The organism is Echinicola sediminis (assembly GCF_054777495.1).
Map to the genome: position 1 here is coordinate 23702 of NZ_BAAHAP010000052.1, position 17658 is coordinate 41359.

Consider the following 17658-nt stretch of genomic DNA (forward strand, 5'->3'; position numbering starts at 1 on the left):
ATAAAGGGAATGTAGATCAAGAAAATAGTCAATTAACTTAACCGAATCCAAAATTATGAATTTATCATTACAACGGGTAGCAAAGCACTCCTTTGTTCACCCTTTTCATCTTCTAAAAAGAGGATTGTACGAGAAAATCATTGCCGGCACGGTCTTAACAATGATGGTGCTGCTGTCTTCCGTCCCTGTATCTGCCCATGACCAATCCCCGGATTTAAAGGATATTTTTATCAGCATAGAAGTCCAGAATGAACCATTGATAGAAGCGTTTAAAAAAATCGAGGCCAAATCCCCTTACAAATTTTCCTATAAGCTCGATCAGGTAAAAAAATATAAAAGTATTAGCCTGTCCATAGAAAACAGCAGTCTAAAAGAGGTTTTGGACATCTTACTGGAAGATACTGAACTACAGTACCAGAAGATTGAAAACAGCATAGTCATTACTCCAAAAGTTTCTCAAAAAGAACCTCAACAAAAATTGTCCAAGGGGAAGACAGCCCCGCTGATTACGATAAAAGGCAGGGTTACCTCAGAAGCGGAGCCAGAAGGAGTTCCTGGGGTAAATGTCCTGGTAGTGGGTACGCAAAAGGGTACGGTGACAGATTTAGATGGTTCCTATCAAATAGAAGTAGACGATGAAACGGCAGTTTTGGAATTTTCCTTTATCGGCTATCAAACAGCGAGGGAAACAGTGGGCAGCAGGACTGAAATCAATGTAAGCCTCCAGGAGCTACTGAGTGGCCTCAATGAAGTGGTGGTCGTAGGGTATGGCGTGCAGAACAAAAGTGACCTGACAGGCGCAGTAGTATCCTTATCCCAAGATGATTTTACCCAGGGAGCGAATTCCAATGCCCTTCAATTGCTGAACGGCAGAGCGCCAGGGGTCAGCATATCCCAGCCCAATTCTGCCCCCGGCGCCCAGACCAAGATTCAGATCCGTGGTGCGGGGTCCATTAACGGAGACAACAGCGCGTTGGTAGTTGTAGACGGCTTGCCCGGAGTGAACCCCCAAGACCTTAGTCCTGATGATATTGAGTCCATAGAAGTCTTGAAGGACGCTTCCTCTGCAGCCATCTATGGTACCCGAGCGGCAAACGGAGTGGTACTGATTACTACTAAAAGCGGAAAAAAAGGGGAGCCGGTGCTAAAATACAACACTTATTATGGGGTCCAATCAGTGGCAAAGAAAATAGATGTGCTCAATGGAAGACAATATATGGAAACATTGAACGCCATCAGGGAAGAGGGTGGTGGAAATCCCATTTACACCCAAGAGGAAATCGATCAGGTGGGATTGGGAACCAATTGGCAGGACATCATTTTCCATGACAACGCACCTGTCCAGAACCATCAATTGTCCATGTCAGGAGGTTCTGATAAAAGCACCTATTATGCAGGGTTAAACTATTTCAACCAGGACGGGCTGGTCAAGAACTCAGGTTTTAAGAAATTAAACCTGAGAACCAATATCGATTTTAAACCTAAGGACTATTTAAGTTTTAAGTTCAATATGAACTATACCCGGTCGGTCCAAAACGAAATCCTTTTTTCCAATGCTGCAAATGAAAATGCCGGACCGATCAATTCCGCCATTCAGTTTGACCCCACTTTACCATCTGGCTTGGATGAAAACGGCCAATACTATCGGAATGATTTCATTTCTTTGGACAACCCGGAAGCCCTGATCAACGGAGTAAGCCAGGAAAACCTGAGAAACAGGTTTTATGGCACCTTCACCACCGAGGTGGAACCTATTAAAGGACTGGTCGGATCAGTAAGACTTGGAGGTACGAGTGTGGGATCCATGGCGTCTTACTATCGTGACAGGTCTACTCTCCTTGGGCAAAGTAATGGAGGTGTAGGCTCCAGGGATGCTTCAGATTATGTCCAATGGTTGGCAGAATTCTTAATCAGGTATGATAAAGAGTTTGGAAATGACCATCATATCAATATTCTTGGTGGTGCCACATTCGAAGAATTTCTTACTGTAGGAGTGGGCGCAGATTCCCGGGGCTTTCTTTCCGATGTCACCTATTCGGATCTGTTACAGAGTGGAGATGGCGATGAAGGAGACAATGTGAATTCTTCCAGAAGCAGGAACAGACTCAACGGCTTTTTGGGAAGGGTCAATTATGACCTAAAAGGAAAATACCTGATTACTGCATCTTTCAGGGCTGACGGTACCTCCAGGTTTTCAGATGTTAACAAATACGGTTTTTTCCCTTCAGGAGCTTTTGCCTGGAGAATATCCGATGAACCGTTCTTCAACCCTGTATCATCTGTATTGAGCACGGCCAAACTACGATTGGGTTACGGCCAATTAGGAAACCAGGGTATTCCCAATTTCAGTACCATTCAGACACTTGTGGCGGGCGGAAGTGCCGTCTTTGGGGACGCCATCTACCAAGGGGTTGTACCGGCGCGCCTACCTAATCCCAACCTTAAATGGGAAACCACAGAGGAAATCAATTTTGGAATTGATTATGGGTTTGCCAATGACCGTATCAACGGCTCTGTGGATTACTACATCAGGACTACCAAGGACCAAATATTCAGCAAACCTATCCCATCAGTTGTCGGATTTTCCAACATTCTGGTCAATTTCGGTGAAGCCAGGAACTCAGGAGTCGACTTCTTATTAAATTCGGTAAACGTCCAAAACAGCCAGTTTAAATGGAGCTCCTCGCTTAACTTTTCATTGTTAAAAAATGAAGTCACCAAATTACCTGACTTTATTCCTGAGATTATTTCGGGCAACGTGGGGACATTTATCAGCAATTACCTTTTGGTTCGGGAAGGGGTGGCCATGCGTTCATTTTATGGTTTCGAAACTGAAGGGATTTTCCAGACGGGAGATGATATCGAAAATTCTGCCCAGCCCAATGCTGCGCCCGGCCATATCAAGTTCAAGGACCAAAACGGAGACAATGTCATAGACCTGAAAGACAGGGTGGTACTGGGCGACCCGTTCCCGGATATTACGTTGGGACTTAGCAACAGTTTCACCTATAAAAACCTTTCTTTGGACATCTTTATGCAATGGGTAGAAGGCATCCAAACACTTGACGCCAATGTAACCGAAACCTTTTATCCGACCAATGAATACCGAAACAGGATAGCAAAATACATGCTCAATCGGTGGACACCGGAAAACCCTACCAATGAATATCCAAGTGGAGTAAACCCTACCGCATATGGAGGAGATTACATCATCAATTCAATGACGATACAGGACGCTTCCTTTTTACGGTTAAAAACGGTGACATTAGGATACGATTTCCCATTAAACAGTAAAAAGGTATTCAGAAATATCAATGCCTATGTAGCGGCAGACAATCTTTTCACCCTTACTGATTTTGAAGGCTATGACCCTGACGCCAGTGCAACGGGAACCGGTAACGTGTCAAAAGTAAATTACAATAGCTACCCATTAAGTAGGACTGTACGATTTGGACTTAATGTAACCTTTTAAATCAACTGAGATGAATACTATAAATAAACATATACTGAGCTTCCTTGGCATTGCGCTTCTTTTGAGCGCCACTTCCTGCATGGAGTTTCTGGAGGAAAAAGTCTATACCCAATATGACCCTGATGGATTTCTTAAGGATCCCTCGGGAGTGGATGCTTTGTTGACAGGAGCCTACTCACGGTCAAGGATCATTGCCTATGACCATAGAAATTACACCTATTTATTGAATGAATTTTGTACGGATGTTTCCTTTGAAACCGGGGGTGGTCTGGAAAGGGTTGCTGCCCCTTTTATCCAGTTTAACTGGCCGATAAACAACAGTATACTTAATGGCCAATGGGATAAGATGTACGCTGCCATAGCCAGCGCCAACACGGTATTGTCCGTGGCCAGTGGATTGACGGATTTATCAGAAAATGAGCTGAATGCCATTACCGCCGAAGCAAGGTTTATTAGGGCCTCAGCCTACTACTATCTTTACAACCTCTTTGGCCCGACACCTCTGATAGAAATACCGGAAGGAGCAAGTCCAGAGGAAATAGAAGCCATCGGACAGAGTACCCCAAGAGCCACCAAAGAAGCCTTCTTTAACTATGTCATAGAAGACCTTACTTTTGCCGCTGAAAATCTACCGGTTGAGGAAAAACCCATAGGAAGGGCTACCAAAGGTGCTGCCTTAGGGTATTTGATGAAGTTTTACCTCAACGACAAAAATTGGGAACAGGCAGCGGTTACAGCCCAGCAAATCATGGATTTGAATTATTACGCCTTGTATGATAACTATGAGGAACTGTTCTCTGTGGACGGCGAGAGCAATATGGAATATATCTTCCGTGCCCCATGTCTTCCCCAAAGCGGATACCAAAACAATTATATGGCACACGCCTTCCCTCCCGGCTATCCGGTAATGAGCACCTGGGCCAATTATGGGGCACAGTTCAGAACCTATACGGATTTTTACAAAACGTTCGAAGAGGGAGATGTAAGAAGAAACCTGATGGTGACCGAATATACGGATGTAAGCGGTGATTTCATCCAATTGGTTGAGGATGGAAATGGTCAGCCCCTGGACAATGTCAGAAGTTTTAAATATTGGCCTGACCCTGATGGTATAGGAGAATCCCACGGAAATGATATTGTTTATATCCGTTATGCTGATGTGTTGTTGACCAGGGCCGAATCCCTTAATGAGCTCAATGGTCCGACGTTAGAAAGTATTGAATTGATCAATGAAATAAGAAGACGTGCCGATGTACCGGAAATATTGCTTACAGACTATCCTACCAAAGAAAGTTTGAGGGATTTTATCCTTGAGGAAAGGGGCCGTGAATTTTATAGTGAAGGGCTTAGAAGGGAAGATTTAATTCGTCACGGGAAGTTTATTTCCGGAGCCCAGTCCCGTGGATACAGTGCTCAGGCCCATCAGGTGCTGTATCCTATCCCTCTGCAACAGATAGACACCAATCCCAACCTGGAACAAAACCCGGGTTATTAAACAGAATTATAAGGTTGGTCGTTTGACCAACCTTATTGATCAGATCGATATGGAAAAAGTAATATGTAGCATAGGCGCTGTCCTTTTATTATTTGCCTGTAGTGGGCCCAAAAAAGAGCAAAATGAGACAGGAACATCCAAGGCTATCAATGTCGTTGTAATTCACGTGGATGATCTTGGATGGGCCGATGTAGAAACTTTTGGAAGCGATTTTTATCAAACGCCCAATATAGACCGTTTGGCTAGCCAGGGATTAAAGTTTACCAACTCGTATGCCGCCGCGGCCATATGTTCACCAACCAGGGCTGCACTCCTAACAGGAAAATCCCCTGCAAGAACCGGAATAACGGATTGGATCCGGGCAAGGTTTCAAGGAGGAATCATTCCGGAGGATGGTAACAACCCCCAAGGATTTGATGAAAATGAGGGCAGGCCCCTGAGAACGCCCAAAAATTATCTTTATATGCCCCTTGCAGAGGTGACTATTGCTGAAATGCTTAAAGAAAGAGGGTATGTCACCGGGCATATCGGGAAATGGCACCTAGGGCCGGAAAAATATTTCCCGGAACATCAGGGCTTTGATGAAAACATCGGTGGCTGCGATCTGGGACAACCTCCCAGCTATTTTGATCCCTATAAGCCTTTCAATGGCAATGAGGAATATGTAATCCCCAATCTGCCTCCGAGAAAAGAAGGAGAATACCTTACGGACAGAGAAGGGGATGAAGCCGTCAATTTTATAAAAAGACACAAGGACGAACCCTTTTTCCTACATTGGGCAAGCTATACCGTTCATACCCCACTGATGGGAAAAGATGAGTTGGTAGAGAAGTATGATTCCCTGGAAAAAGGAAAGCAAAGCAATCCCGTTTATGCGGCCATGGTAGAAAGTTTGGATGATAATGTCGGTAAGCTAATGGAGGTATTGGAACAATTGGATTTGGTGGACCGAACCCTCTTGATCTTCACATCCGACAATGGTGGGCTGGTCGGTAATCCATCCAATAGAGTCACCAATAATTTCCCGCTCAGGTCGCAGAAGGGATATCCCTACGAGGGAGGCATCAAAGTTCCGACCATCATGCGCTTACCGCAAATAATCCCGGCAGGTAAAGTCTCTTCCACGCCTATCATTACCATGGATATTTTGCCAACAGTTTTGGCTTTGGTTGATGGTAGTAAGGAAAAGGGAAAATGGGACGGTGTTGATCTCAATGGCTTATTTGAGCATCCCGATATGGATTTGGAAAGGGACCTGTTTTGGCATTTTCCACATTACAGGGGAAATGATGTTGTCCCCTACTCTATCATCAGATCAGGTCGCCATAAATTAATAGCTTACCATGATGGGAGCAGGGGGGAATTGTACGATTTGGAAAGTGACCCCATGGAGGAGCACAATCTAATTGAAACCGAAAACAGCTTGGCCCAACACCTGTCCAAAAAACTTGGGGATTGGTTGAAGGAAACAGGTGCCAAAATGCCCGAGCACAAATAAAGCCTGATCATGTAAAATTAGTCATAGTATAAGAACCATGACATCAATGGACTTGAGGAAACATGAAGGCCGTCTCTCGTTGGGGCGGTCTTTTTTCGTCTTGGTTTTAAAAAAAACCAATTCTTGCTGAAGCAGCAACATTACTTCTCCGGTACCGGCAAAAGAGCATCCTAAAATTCCTACTCCTTAAGGAAAGCCTATGCTTGGATAAAAGCGTTAGTATTCCTTTTTTTCCCAAAAAGGCGTTGACAGAAAATATACCCCATTTTGGGTATTGAAAAGAAAAGACATACCCCTTAAGTTTGAAGAGTTAATAGAAACAGAATTTTTAAATAGAAAAACTACTTATGGGATTATTATCATCATTGCTCGGGAATGCCGGGGCCGTGGAGCCAGAAAAATTAAATAAGGAATACGGACAGCTATTAGTGGATGGAGAAACCATCACCATTGGCTTCAAGCTGATCAGGGATACTTTTATATTTACCAATAAGCGGTTGATACTCGTGGACAAACAGGGCTTGACCGGTAAAAAAGTGGAATATCTGTCTGTTTCCTATAAAAGTATCAGTAGGTTCAGCGTAGAAACCTCAGGCACTTTTGATCTGGATGCCGAATTGAAGATCTGGATATCCAGTGAACAAGTACCTTCCATTTGCAAAAAGTTTAATAAGTCGGTCAATGTTTATGAAGTACAAAAAATCCTCGCCCAGCAGGTGTTGGGATAGGTTTATTTTCTTTTGGATACACGATTACCCTTCTTATTTTAATTTAAGACGTTGAACTATTCTTAAATGATAGCTATGGAAAAGAACACGATAGGCCCGTTAAAGTTAATTGGGATTAAGCTGGAGGGTAAAACCTCCAATGAAAACGGCCAATCCAATAGGGACTGTGGCAAGCTATGGCAACAATTCGAGCAAGAAAAAGTGTCTGAACTTATTCCCCATAAAAGCAGCGACGCTATTTATGCGGTTTATTACGATTATGAGGGTGATGAAACCGGCGCTTTCTCCTATTTTATTGGTTGCAAAGTAGAGGAGACCTCCCCTATCCCCAAAGGTCTCAACGTGCTTTTCATTCCGCAACAGGAATATTATAAAACCGTTGCCTCGGGACAGATGCCTGCTTGTATTGCCAATGCCTGGAGAACTATCTGGCGTTCCGACATCCAACGTAAATTCAGCTTTGACTTTGAGATTTATGGAGAAAAGAGCCAGGAATGGAACAATGCTGAGGTGCCGATATATATTTCATATTTTGAATAGCCCTATCCATAATGAAGAGGTACTTGGTTGCATTAAATTACTACAGTATTGTAGGTTTACCATCATCTATACTTCCTAAGTGAAAGGCTCTTTTGATAAAATAAAGAAAGCAGGTTGGTTGTATTTTAAGTGGGGTAACATCTTCTAAACCTTACCCTTCTTGAGCAAATACTAAACAACAATTCATCGATACCTAATTCAACTATTTAAGACCTATGTACCATCCAAGACTTTACGGTGATTTTTATGCTATGGGATACAAGTACGGGAAACTGCTGTATGATAAAGTCAAATTCTCTATCCCTGAACTGTCCAAGGAAAAACATAACTTTGGCTTAGCTTCCTATCGGATTCTGGCTGATTACTATCCAGAGGCAATCAAGGAAATAGAGGGATTTGCGGATGGCATACAGGACAGACCGGAAAATTTAGGTGCTTTCCTTTTGAGCCTTGGCATATTTGATACCACGGGACAGTGCAGTGTTTTTGCTTTCAAAAATGATGATTCCGTCATTATCGGCCGGAACTACGACATGCTGTATGCCTTCAAAAAATTTACCGAGAGCAGCCTGATTGCCTCCAAAGATAAATATGCCTATATCAGCCAATCCGACGTATTTATCGGCCGTTCGGACGGCATCAATGAAAAAGGTCTTTCCATTGCCATGTCTTTTGTAAACGGGACAATGGTTCAGCCTGGAATTGGTTTTCATTTCATCGTAAAAAAAGTCCTGGAAAACTGCAGCACGACCGAACAGGCCATTGACCTGATCCAAGGGACAAAGGTATCTTCTGCCAATAATTTTCTGATAGCAGATAAAGCCGGGGAATTGGCCGTTGTGGAATCTGCTCCGCAAAAAAGCACCGTCAGAAGGCCTGACAATAAACAACCCTTCATTTACATCACCAACCAATTTATAAGTCCCGAAATGGAATCACTGGATAAAGGAGGGGTAGCATGGAGCAAAAGTAGTGAGCGCTATAAAGGTCTTGAAGAGCGGTTGAAGTCTCTTAAGAAAATGGACCTGTCAAAAGCCAAGGAAATTCTCTCCGACACCTGTGTTTGCCTGGACCTAAAAAAACAGAAATTCGGAACGATCTGGTCGGTAGTAGCCGAACTTAAGGGACTGGTGATTGAAAGGGCCGAGTCCAAACCCCGCCTTACCAATTATAAAATGGAAAGCAGGTTGGACTGGTGGCTGAATAAGCGGAACATAAAACGCTAAACCCACTGATGCCCATCCATACATTCTCAATATGGATGGGTATTCTATTCCCATTAATTATTGGTAAAACGCAAGGTAAATGGCTCTTTTTCGTGCAATCAGTAAAGGGTAGACCCAAATCTCCCTTGCTCCCAACCTATTATTATCTTTTTGTTATCAACTCCCAATACCCTGACCTTTCACCTTTCCTTCGTACCAACAGATGTTGTTCCTTTAGCTTTTGAATATTCTTCTCTATGCCTCGCTCAGTGATTCCCAGCTTATTGGCCATTTCAGGGATGGTGGTGTGTTTATCATTATAGACCATTTTCAAAATTCCCAAGGCACTCTTTCCTAATTTTGATGATGCTTTCTTCACTAATGCTTCTTTCGCCCTGTTCCAGCTCTTTCCGGAATCTATTCCCGAACTTTTCCCCGAACTTTTCCCCGAAGCTTCCTGCTTACGTGAAAACACTACAGAGAACATCCCCTCTGTTCTGAACATTGGTTCAGGAAGCTTTGCAAATTTCATCAGGTCCCGGATTCTACCAATACCGGAACCGACCTGTTCTACCATATGAACACGGACAAACAGGCCAAAGATCAATGGATTACGACTGTGGCTCTTGGTTCCAAAATCCGCCAAAGAGATAGCACTGGTCAACCCTCCAGGATTGCTGATTTCAACACGATCCTTAAATAATTCGACCATTATTTTTGCCCCTTTATCATAATAATCCCGGTGCGAAAGCGCATTGATAATGGCTTCTTTCAAAGCAGTCTCAGGAATCTCCCATATTTCCTTTCGCGGCCCACCACCTTCTATTTCATACCTTACATCTAGCTTACCTTTAAGCCATTGCATGGCCTGATCATACTGTCGCATCAAAGGACCTCCATAAATTTTGTCATCAATTATTTGGGTTTTATTGGTTCCTTCGAACGCCAAACAACGAATTACAGAAGACTCAATAAACTGCTCCGGATTCAAGCCAAAAAACAAAACCCCTCCATTTTTCATATTCCCATCAGGCAATATAAGCCTCAAATTATCGATGATTTGTTCTTGGCCTACGGATTTCGAAAGACCAGAGAGCACCCGGAATTCTTCAAACCAATTTTGGTCCAATGCTGATGCAAGGTCAAAGTCGAAACAAGGAGCCTCATCAAAATATATTCGGTCCGATTGCTGGAAAAAGTCCCGCATCTGTTCTACAGTAGTTAACTTTTGTGTATTGGGACCTTGCCTTACAAATATGGCTCCTGACAGTACATAAGGTTTTTGACTTCCCGTGTTTACCTCTATCACCCAAACAGTCTTCCCCTCTAAAGCAACCTCATAAAAATCAGTGGAAACATGAGGGTTAATTTCATTTAAAGAGTTCTGGAAGGAATAGGTAGTCCTATAAGTTAACGACTGAAACCTCAAGGCAAAACGAAAAAATTCCATTAAATTTCATCTCACTTTATTTAAAATAAACAATTCAAGATTAACATGAGCAGATTTTCAGAAGTAAAGGAATTAGTGGATTCCTTAGAAGCAGATTTCACCAAGTTCTACGAGCAGGGCAACAAAGCAGCAGGAACCAGGGTAAGGAACGGCATGCAGGCCATCAAGAATCTTGCCCAGGAGATCCGTACTGAAGTACAGGAAATCAAGAACCAGGATAAGTAAACGCATGAACAAAAAAGGGGCTTCTCCCCTTTTTTGCATTACGGCCTTTCACCTGTAAGGTAGTCCACTGCTTTCTGGGCTTTGGCTGCGGATTCCACCAATAGGCGTTTTTCCTTTTTCAGTTGTCCCAGCCAAAACTGTATATATGCTGAGGAATTTTCCTGCTGGGGTTCTTCCCAAATCCCGCATAGGTTACTCAGGTAACTCGCGCCCATTTCTGCGGTGAGTTCTTCCCGGCTATAGGCACTTTCATCCTTATCAGATGCCTCCCATAGTTCCTTCCGGTTCAACCTTTTCTGATGGCCGGTGGAGTGTACCAGCTCATGGAAAAGGGTTCGGTAATAATACCCTTCGGTCCTGAACAGCTCTTTATCAGGCATATTGATATAATCCTTTACCGGAGAATAATAGGCCTGGGCTTCCCCCTGTTTTATAATCGGTAGATCAGGGGCGTTTTTCAACAGATCCTCACATGCCTTGATCGGTTTGAAGGGCTGTTTAGAACTGGTTTCAGGCAGTTCCCATTCAACTCCTTCCACATCAGCGATATTGAACACGTTATAGTATTTGAGGAAGGCACGCCTGTCCACCATTCCCTTCGGCAACTTCCTTGCCTCCTCTTCGGTCAGCTTTTTTCCAGTCTGCTTATGCTGGTAGACAAAATTCCAATAAACGATCGGGATGGATTTGGTTCCTTTCCTTATCTTTCCTCCCAGGCTTTCAGCTTGCTTGAAGGTCAGGTAATAGGGTTTGGAATGGCCACAGCTTAATAAGAGCCAAAGGTTGATCCCCTTGTACACCTTCCCTGACTGGTAATTTTTGGGCAGTCCCATCACCGACCAGGGCTTCTTCCAAGGAATGATCCCCTTTTCGAGGCTGGACATGATCCTTTCATTGACGATCTGATAAACATCTTTTCTGGAATTCTTTGTTGAACGCTTCATAATAATATCGTTTTGGTGAATGATTTTAATTATGAAGCTCACCCAGGCTGCGGGGTACATTAAAGGCAAGGAGGATCGGAATAAACAAGCTAAGGATACAGCGGTGGCTTTATGCCGAAGTTCCTTGCCCTGTATGGGCCACGACGGCCTAACTTGCTGGATAATTGAATAAGAAATTAAGGGAATGCGGTTTTAATCAATTCAAGTTCAATCTCTATAAACCTTTTATTATTCGTAGAAGGCTGTTAGAGAAAAATCCCTAGATTAGCTTTCAGTTTATTATTGAAACAAATAGGACCGGAACCACAAAACAGGATCTTCTGACCCTTAGCAAGCTATTGGCCACAACCGACTTTATTCCAGTTGATGACATTCCCTTAGGCTTCAAGGAAGATTTTGACTTATTTTTTTTTGGAAAAACATTGAAGGTTGATGAGCTGAACAAGCTGTATGTCTATCCTCATGATATTAAAAGCTGGATAAGGTATCTATTTGAAAAATATGAAGAATGAAAAACCATATGTTATAGCAGGATGTAAAAGAGCGGGAAAACAACTGCCTCTTATACCATATTGCCTGAAATTCTCGATTGCACAGAATATGTAAACGCCGATGAAATCGCCAAGGGACTATCTCCTTTCCGACCTGAAAAGGCCAGTATACAGGCAGGGAAATTAATGCTCAACCGAATCAAAAGCCTAATCAATGGGGGAGAAAGTTTTGCCTTTGAAACCACCCTTTCCACTAGGAGCTACACCCAATTGATAAATAAAGAAAAAGGTTTTGAGGTGTACCTGCTTTTCTTTTGGTTATATTCACCCCAATTGGCCGTTGAACGTGTAAGGGTAAGAGTTCAGGAAGGAGGACACCATATTCCCCATGATGTTATCCTAAGGAGGTACGAAAATGGATTAAAAAATTTTTTCAAGTTATATTTGCCTATTGTTGATCAATGGATCCTGATCAACAATTCCGGGGAACCCTATGAAATTATTGCCAAAAACTCTGCAGGTCAGTTAAGCGTTAATGATACAGAGATCTGGAATTTGCTTAAACAAAATTACGATGAATAACACAGACAACACATTTGATAAAATTGTAAAAGGGCTGGAAGAAGCTTACAAAAGAATGGTTGAATTCAAAAAGGGAAAAAACAGCCCCCTAGTTGTTTATAAAGATGGAAAGATTGTAGAGTTGGATCCTAATGAGGCCAGTCCTACTACAAAATACCTGCACAAATCCAAGTAACGATCAGCCCTTCTGAATAATCAGGCCCATTAGGGCCGGAGTATCCATCATCCTTTCCAGTTCGGATTCTACCAGTTCATTGACTTCCGCCTTGATCTTTTTATAGTTATCCGTCACCTCCCTTTCTCCCAGTTTCCTACAGGCAGGAATTTCCTTAAAGGCATTCTCTTCCCTTTTGATGGCGCCATGGTCATTGATGATTTTGGCATGGAACCCTTTGAGGTCCATGGGCTGGTCCGGTGTATCTGCCACCAATCCCACAAACTCCCCCGAGGACAGTGAAGCAATGGTGGACTGGGGCACGGCCAGGTCCAGCTGGGTGGAATGGCTGATGGAGGTATCGTTGGAATTGACAGAGCGGCTTTGCCTCTTTTGGCGGATTTTCCCGAACCGGTCCGAGAGCTGCTTTGCCGTATCCCCCAGCACCTGACCGGAGATAATGTTCCCTACTGTGTTCATGATCACCTCGGCCTGTTCCCTGCCATAATCCTTTTTCAGCTGGCTGTAATCCTGAACGCCCAAACAGGTGGCGACCTTATTGCTCCTTGCTGTGGCGATAAGGTTGTCTATCCCGTTAAAATAGATCGTTGGAAATTCATCGAAGATCAGGCTGGATTTAAGTTTTCCCTTTTGGTTGACCAGCTTGGTGATCCTGGAAATATACAGGCTCAATACCGCTCCGTATACCTGCTGTTTCTGGGGGTTGTTGCCCATGCAGACAATTTTGGGCTTTTCGGGATTATTGATATCCAGGGTAAACTCGCTTTCCGACAGCACATAATACAGTTGTGGGGAGGACAGCCGGGCCATGGTGATCTTGGCACTGGCGATCTGCCCTTCCAGTTGGTCTGTGGCCCCTTGCAGGTAGGCCGAGACAAAGGGGTTGATGAGCACTTCAATTTCCGGTTCACAGCGCAGGACCGAAAACAGCTTGTCATAATCGGTCTGCATCATTTCAATGACATGGGGCAGGGTGCAGTACCTGCCTTTTTGGTACCGCTTCAAATACCAGATCACCGCCGTAAGGAAATTAATGGGCGACTCCACAAAGAAGTCCCCTTGCTTTTTGATCCACTCCCTGTTGAGCCCCATCATGATGGTACGGGAAGATTCACTGGCATCGGTGATGTCCAGCATGGTAGAAGGTTCCAGGGGATTGCAGCGGTGGCTGTGGGACAGGTCATCAAAATTGATGGTATAGAACTCAGGCAGTATCCGGTAAGCCTTTTTGTTTTTCAGCAGGGCGTTATAGGCAATCCTCGACAGGTCATTGTATTTGAAGTCATAGACAAACATGGAAAAGCCTTTGGCGATATGCTGCGTGATCACATGGCGGATCACAAAATAACTCTTTCCCGATCCCGGCGTTCCCAGTACCAGCAATGCCCGGAAGGGGTTGATGATATTGATCCAGCTGTTACGGATTTTATGTTTCAGCTGATAGTTTGCCGGAAGGTTGACCGAATATTCGTTGACCAGCTTGCGCTCCTCCTGGGGAAAAGTCTCGTTCTCATGGTTGAACACCGTGTTGCTCCCCTGATCCTTAAGGTAGCGTGATAGCCTCCCTCCTCCCCATAAGACCAAAAGGTAGCCCATGGCCAATATAGCCGCTTCCAGATAATCCCCGTAGAGTTTGCTTACTGCCAGGCCCCTGAAATTATTTCCCCCCAGCAAAAGAAAACTCCCGGCTATCATGGCCGACATTGCAGTTATCCTGTTGATACGTGCCTCCTTTTTACCCTTTGCCCCCAGCAGGCTGATCAATAGCAGGCCAAGTGACAGTCCCTTTGCATACAGGGGATTCTCCAGAAAGGGCAGTGCAGCAAAGTTTTGGAGCAAGGTGTCCCATAGCGGCTGGACCAGTCCCCAACTTTCAAACAGGAGGTTCAGTGACAGGTAGGCATGGATCAGGATAATGGCGATGCTGATCTTGCGAGTAAGGTCTAAAATCTGGCGAAGTGCCTGCAGGTTTTCTCCGGTGGCCATGGTCAGGGCAGTTTACGTCGTTTTTTCTTTTTCTTTTTATGGTGGAAAGGGTCGTTCCTTTCCTGGGTCTCGGGTCTTAATAGCAACTGGACATGAAACAAGAAATCCTTCAGCACAGGAACCGCATCCACTTTCCAGACAGGAGCACCATGTTTTTCGGCACCTTCATGGTTAGGGACAGCGCCTTTCCCTGGATACGGTAATGGATCAAGCCGCTCTGATGGACGTTCTATTTTCTTTCCTTCCCCTTCCAACAGCTGCATGACTTTTTTACCGCTCCAATTCCTGGATAGGTCGGAGGCCTTGAAGGCTGTGCGGTGGATATGGTCGATCAGCGTAAGGCCAAACACCTCCCCCGTTTTGCTGTAATGGAACTCCGCTGCCATTCCCAGTTTTCGGAGCGACTTTTCAAAAAAATCCCTTCCTTTTCCCGATGACTGTTGGAGTAGGGTACCAAAAGATTCCCTTAATTTCCCCACCGACCTTTCTTTGATCTTCCGGTTATGTTCCATCCTTTGCTCCAACCTGGCCATGGTGGGGCGGACATAAAAAGCACTGGCCTTGATCGGTACCCCGATGCGCTTTCCCCGGTTGTCCAGGATGGTATACGCCAGCCCTCCATGGGCCTTCATCCTGCTCCCTTCCTCACACTGGATCAGCCCAACATTGAACTGACGGAGGATGGCAGCAAATTCGGACAGGGAGGAAAAGGCATAGGTCCTCATCACCTCGGTGACCACATTGGCCATTGCTGCCTTGCTTTCCTTTTTGCCATATTCCAGCTTTTCCAATGGTTCAAGGCTGAGCCTTTGTTCCTTCTGATGTTCCGCTTTGACCAGTCCCAGTTCCTGTTCCAGTTCCTTTCTGGCCTTTTCCGACTTTTCCCTGCCCAGGTTATGGGTTTCAATCCTTTTGCCCTCACGGGTTATATTGGTCGAAACAATATGCACGTGTCGGTGCCCGGCGTCAAAATGTTGGTAGGCCAGATAAGGCTGCGCCCCGTAGCCGATACGTTCCATGTATTGCTGGGCGATGTACCTTAACTGCTCCCTGTCCAATTGGTCTTTTGGGGAAAAGTTTAAGGACACATGGAAGGCATTCAGCTTGGCCCTACTGTTCTGCTCGGTAAAGAACCGGAACCTTTTGTGCTTTTCAGCCACTGTCCCCTCTCCGCCCTTGGATCCAAAACCATGGGCAGATAATACGCTAGCCTTGCCTTTCTTTACCTTGTCCTCATTGTAGTACAGCAGTCCAAGAATATTCCGGCCCAGGCTGATTTTGGCTACCATTTAGCGAGTTTGGAATGGAGCAGTTTTTCCAGTTCGTCCACCTTTCTGCCCGTTGATGTCAATTCCTTCTCCAACTTTTTGACCAGTGCTTTTTTCCGCAACGGATCCTGCAGACTGTTGAAATAACGGGTCACCTGGTTGATGTTCACGCCGATGGCATGGATTTCCATTTGGATGGCATGCATGCGATCGAGCAGAAGGTCTGCCGTCTCATCATGGGTTTTACAGACGATGGTCCTGTTGGACAGGATGTCCCGGAGCAGGGAGCTCATGGTGGCATTCTGAGATTTGGAAAGCAGTTCCAACAACCTTTGGTAGTGGGCAGGAGGAATCCTTGACTGTACCAGTTTCAGGGTAGCTTTTGGTGACTTTGCCATCCCCGGTCAGTTTTTAAGGTTGTACAGCCAATCCGCTGCTGCTTCCTTCCAGTTATGGATGGGCATGCCGCTTTCGCTGTGCCAATCCAGGGATTGGTAGTAAAAGAAAAACACCTCCGCTTCAGCTGCGGGTACTGCCTGTTCGTCAAAATAGGATTTGATGTCCTCCAGTTTGGGCGGCAGGATACGCCCAAAGCTTACTGTTGCTTTAAAGTGGTCCATAATCTTGTTGAGTTTGTTTTATCCCAAATTCAGCAAGACCCTAAAAAATAGTTCACCAGTATTACCCCAGTAGGGTCAAATAAAGAACCATAGCATGCTATATCCGTACATTCTTTTTAAAGCAAATTCCTATGGACCAAACAAACGAATGGATCAGCCAAAAAGAAAAGCTGGTGGCTCAGCTACTGGATGAAATCTCCAATACAAAGCAATTAACAGATAAAACTGCGCTGATTACCGATCTTGTACACCATTTTAAGGACGAAAGGATCTTCCCCTTTTTACAGGACATGTTACAGGACAATCAGCTGGAACCTATTCATGGCTTTTTGGTTGGAGCCTGTACCGCCTATTCTCTGGAGGAGTGCAAGGCATCCATGTCCTTTTTCATTGACCTGTTGGCCCATGGTTCGTACGAAGCCGCGATGGCTGCTGCCCAGCTATTGCTCAGGCTTATGGATACCTATAAACTGGAAAAAGCCATGCGGGAGCACTTCCAGACCAAACTGAACTACTTCCTCCATCCCACGGTCCAGCAAGCCGCTTTAAAATACGAGCTCGAAAAATAGCCCATGGGGACTGCTTTTGAAAAAAAAACCACAACCATTTATAGCTTCGACCTTTGATTCATCAGGGTAGCTGTTAAAAGAAATTCCCCATTGATTATCAACACCTTCCCCCCCACTTACCCATCATCGCCGTGAACACGTCGAGACCTACCGTTTACTGAATTCCTTATAGACCGCTATGCGAACGGCACCATCAGGCCCCAGCTTTATATACCCGGCGCTGAACAATAAGATTAATATGAAAACAGCGCACCATCCTTTTTATATAATTCCGAAAAAGCCCTTCCCGACCACGGGCCACACCTCCCCATTCACTCTTCTTGGATGCCACCTTATAACGGGAAGGAATAAAGGTCAAGGGTGCTGACGCCAGGAAGCATTCACTTGCCCTTGACCTTATTCCTGATCGG

17 protein-coding genes are annotated in these 17658 nt (G+C 44.7%); 10 read left to right on the forward strand and 7 right to left on the reverse strand.

The window, feature by feature from the left end; translation table 11 throughout:
• Positions 1-55 precede the first annotated feature (55 nt).
• The 6 genes from ACYVAA_RS13895 to ACYVAA_RS13920 all read left to right on the forward strand — a co-directional run bounded on the left by ACYVAA_RS13895 (position 56) and on the right by ACYVAA_RS13920 (position 8959).
• Positions 56-3472, forward strand: coding sequence for a TonB-dependent receptor (locus tag ACYVAA_RS13895; RefSeq protein WP_460542701.1), 3417 nt, complete (start codon positions 56-58; stop codon positions 3470-3472).
• Positions 3473-3482: 10 nt separating this feature from the next.
• Complete coding sequence (locus ACYVAA_RS13900) at positions 3483-4967, forward strand: RagB/SusD family nutrient uptake outer membrane protein (RefSeq protein WP_460542703.1); 1485 nt, start codon at positions 3483-3485, stop codon at positions 4965-4967.
• A gap of 49 nt (positions 4968-5016) precedes the next feature.
• Positions 5017-6465 (forward strand): sulfatase, encoded by a 1449-nt coding sequence (locus ACYVAA_RS13905; RefSeq protein WP_460542705.1) that lies wholly within the window; start codon positions 5017-5019, stop codon positions 6463-6465.
• A 347-nt stretch (positions 6466-6812) separates the two neighbouring features.
• Positions 6813-7193: a PH domain-containing protein gene (locus tag ACYVAA_RS13910; RefSeq protein ID WP_460542707.1), complete on the forward strand. Its 381-nt coding sequence runs from the start codon at positions 6813-6815 to the stop codon at positions 7191-7193.
• A gap of 75 nt (positions 7194-7268) precedes the next feature.
• Positions 7269-7733, forward strand: a complete 465-nt coding sequence (locus ACYVAA_RS13915; protein WP_460542709.1) for a GyrI-like domain-containing protein — start codon at positions 7269-7271, stop codon at positions 7731-7733.
• A 215-nt stretch (positions 7734-7948) separates the two neighbouring features.
• A complete protein-coding gene (locus ACYVAA_RS13920) occupies positions 7949-8959 on the forward strand; it encodes a C45 family autoproteolytic acyltransferase/hydolase (RefSeq protein WP_460542711.1) in 1011 nt (336 codons plus the stop codon).
• Positions 8960-9101: 142 nt separating this feature from the next.
• Here the strand turns inward: ACYVAA_RS13920 and ACYVAA_RS13925 are convergent, their stop codons facing one another.
• A complete protein-coding gene (locus ACYVAA_RS13925; RefSeq protein WP_460542713.1) occupies positions 9102-10388 on the reverse strand; it encodes an ATP-binding protein in 1287 nt (428 codons plus the stop codon).
• Positions 10389-10433: 45 nt separating this feature from the next.
• On the opposite strand from ACYVAA_RS13925, the gene ACYVAA_RS13930 reads away from it, so the two are divergent.
• A complete protein-coding gene (locus ACYVAA_RS13930) occupies positions 10434-10613 on the forward strand; it encodes a histone H1 (protein WP_460542715.1) in 180 nt (59 codons plus the stop codon).
• Positions 10614-10651: 38 nt separating this feature from the next.
• On the opposite strand, the gene ACYVAA_RS13935 is transcribed toward ACYVAA_RS13930, so the two are convergent.
• Positions 10652-11557, reverse strand: coding sequence for an ArdC family protein (locus ACYVAA_RS13935; protein WP_460542717.1), 906 nt, complete (start codon positions 11555-11557; stop codon positions 10652-10654).
• Positions 11558-12129: 572 nt separating this feature from the next.
• Here ACYVAA_RS13935 and ACYVAA_RS13940 point away from each other — a divergent pair.
• Both ACYVAA_RS13940 and ACYVAA_RS13945 read left to right on the forward strand, forming a co-directional pair.
• Entirely contained in the window at positions 12130-12630 is a 501-nt protein-coding gene (locus ACYVAA_RS13940; RefSeq protein WP_460542719.1) for a zeta toxin, read from the forward strand.
• A complete protein-coding gene (locus tag ACYVAA_RS13945; protein ID WP_460542721.1) occupies positions 12623-12805 on the forward strand; it encodes a hypothetical protein in 183 nt (60 codons plus the stop codon). The genes ACYVAA_RS13940 and ACYVAA_RS13945 overlap by 8 nt, the downstream gene beginning before the upstream one ends.
• Before the next feature lie 3 nt (positions 12806-12808).
• On the opposite strand, the gene mobC is transcribed toward ACYVAA_RS13945, so the two are convergent.
• The 4 genes from mobC to ACYVAA_RS13965 are packed head-to-tail and all read right to left on the reverse strand — an operon-like array spanning position 12809 to position 16679.
• Positions 12809-14791, reverse strand: coding sequence for a conjugal transfer protein MobC (gene mobC / locus ACYVAA_RS13950; RefSeq protein ID WP_460542723.1), 1983 nt, complete (start codon positions 14789-14791; stop codon positions 12809-12811).
• Positions 14792-14793: 2 nt separating this feature from the next.
• Positions 14794-16080: a relaxase/mobilization nuclease domain-containing protein gene (locus ACYVAA_RS13955; protein WP_460542725.1), complete on the reverse strand. Its 1287-nt coding sequence runs from the start codon at positions 16078-16080 to the stop codon at positions 14794-14796.
• Positions 16074-16457: a plasmid mobilization protein gene (locus tag ACYVAA_RS13960; protein WP_460542727.1), complete on the reverse strand. Its 384-nt coding sequence runs from the start codon at positions 16455-16457 to the stop codon at positions 16074-16076. Before ACYVAA_RS13960 ends, ACYVAA_RS13955 begins: the two co-directional genes overlap by 7 nt.
• Positions 16458-16463: 6 nt before the next feature.
• Positions 16464-16679 carry a hypothetical protein gene (locus tag ACYVAA_RS13965; RefSeq protein WP_460542729.1) on the reverse strand — a complete coding sequence of 72 codons (216 nt, stop codon included), beginning with the start codon at positions 16677-16679 and terminating at the stop codon, positions 16464-16466.
• A 131-nt stretch (positions 16680-16810) separates the two neighbouring features.
• Here ACYVAA_RS13965 and ACYVAA_RS13970 point away from each other — a divergent pair, with 131 nt between their 5' ends.
• Entirely contained in the window at positions 16811-17248 is a 438-nt protein-coding gene (locus tag ACYVAA_RS13970) for a hypothetical protein (RefSeq protein WP_460542731.1), read from the forward strand.
• A gap of 193 nt (positions 17249-17441) precedes the next feature.
• On the opposite strand, the gene ACYVAA_RS13975 is transcribed toward ACYVAA_RS13970, so the two are convergent.
• On the reverse strand, positions 17442-17658 hold a 217-nt coding region (locus tag ACYVAA_RS13975; RefSeq protein ID WP_460542733.1), incomplete at its 5' end, for a hypothetical protein.